1 protein-coding gene is annotated in these 1940 nt (G+C 40.4%); it reads left to right on the plus strand.

All coding sequences use genetic code 11. From position 1 onward, the window contains the following. Positions 1 to 290: 290 nt before the first annotated feature. Positions 291 to 1916, plus strand: a complete 1626-nt coding sequence (gene panP / locus H5072_RS18195; RefSeq protein ID WP_002958981.1) for a pyridoxal-dependent aspartate 1-decarboxylase PanP — start codon at positions 291 to 293, stop codon at positions 1914 to 1916. The last annotated feature ends 24 nt before the right edge of the window (positions 1917 to 1940 follow it).

The following is a 1940-nucleotide window of genomic DNA, read 5'->3' on the forward strand; positions in this document are numbered from 1 at the left end:
TGCTACGTTATCGCCTATTTATGGGGAATAACCACACTACATAGGCGCTGCCTTGCCTAAATACCAAACAGGCTGCTGAAAATTTAACCTTGAAAGATAAATAGACCCTAAATTATCATTTTTTTGTCATCGCTTTGATTGCTTTTATAGGTTTAAACGAGACATTTTAGTTATATTGCAGTAAAGTTAGCGCAATTTTTAAAGAAACACGATTGCTCCAAATGTCCTAATAAGTAGGCGTTTTTGATCGGTAAGCGCGTGTTTTAGCTACACACACACTAGGTATTAAGATGGATCAAAAGCGTTGTGCCGTCGCCTCTAAAGAAAGCCTTAAGCGTATATTTACTGTACCTGAAGCGCCAGACTCAACTTTAAGCAAAATCGAGCTTGAAATTTCGAGTAATTTAGCAGGTTTTCTAAACGAAAATATAGCGGCAATTGAAAAACCATTACATGAAATAGAAAAAGATTTTCAATCGGCAGTGATCCCAGAAGATCCAACGTTTGTCTCTGCTTATGCCCAAGACATAATGGAGCAACTTGTTGCACATTCTGTGCATACAGCTGCGCCTAGTTTTATTGGTCACATGACCTCTGCCTTGCCGCACTTTTTATTACCGCTGTCAAAATTGATGGTAGGGCTAAATCAAAATCTAGTAAAAATAGAAACATCTAAAGCGTTTACGCCTCTTGAGCGTCAAGTGCTTGGGATGATGCATCATTTAGCTTATGGGCAAGAAGACTCATTTTATTCTAAATGGATGCACAGTGCTAAAACCTCATTAGGTGCATTTTGCTCTGGTGGTACGGTTGCTAATATTACTGCGCTTTGGATTGCGCGAAACCGCTTATTAAAACCTGATGGCGATTTTAGAGGTATAGGTGCACAAGGCTTAATTGCTGGTATGCTGCATTACGGTTATAAAGGTTTAGCGGTATTAATATCAGAACGCGGGCATTACTCGTTAGGTAAATCGGTTGATTTACTCGGCATTGGTCGCGATAACTTAATTGGTATTAAAACCTGTGAAAATAATAAAGTCGATGTAACAGCTATGCGCGAAAAAGCACGTGAGCTTGAAGCGCAAGGTATTAAAGTAATGGCGATTATTGGGGTCGCGGGGACAACCGAAACCGGTAATATTGACCCACTTGATGAAATGGCCGACTTAGCACAAGACATTAACTGCCATTTTCATGTAGATGCAGCATGGGGGGGAGCGACCCTTTTATCGAGTACGCACCGTCCTTTACTAAAAGGGATTGAGCGAGCAGATTCAATTACCATCGATGCACATAAACAAATGTATGTACCAATGGGAGCGGGTTTGGTTTTATTTAAAGACCCCGCTGCAACTGATGCAATAGAGCATCACGCTGAGTATATATTACGTAAAGGTTCAAAAGACTTAGGTAGCCACACGCTTGAAGGCAGCCGACCTGGTATGGCAATGTTAGTACATGCTTGCTTACGTGTTATTGGTCGTAAAGGTTACGAAATGCTGATTGATCGAAGCATCAAAAAAGCACATTACTTTGCTGATTTAATTAAGGCTGATGAAGACTTTGAGCTTATTTCGGAGCCTGAGTTGTGCTTATTAACGTATCGTTATGTACCTAAGCAAATTAAACAAGCAATAGCCGATGCAGATGCTGCAACTCGGTTAGATATTTTTGCTTCACTGAACCGTTTTACTGCCAGTATGCAAAAGCGTCAACGCGAGTCTGGTCGCTCATTTGTATCACGTACACGCTTAACGCCTTCTAAATACGACAATCAACCAACGGTTGTATTTAGAGTGGTTCTTGCTAACCCGCTTACCTCAGGCGCTATTTTAAAAGAGATATTAGCTGAGCAAAAAGAGTTGGCTGCAACAGATCCGGTATTCAAAAAATACTTGAGAAAGTATATGTAATCTAAATACAAAAAAGGGTCCATA

The organism is Pseudoalteromonas sp. SR45-5, from assembly GCF_014163565.1.
In the GTDB taxonomy this organism is placed as follows: Bacteria; Pseudomonadota; Gammaproteobacteria; order Enterobacterales; family Alteromonadaceae; genus Pseudoalteromonas; species Pseudoalteromonas distincta.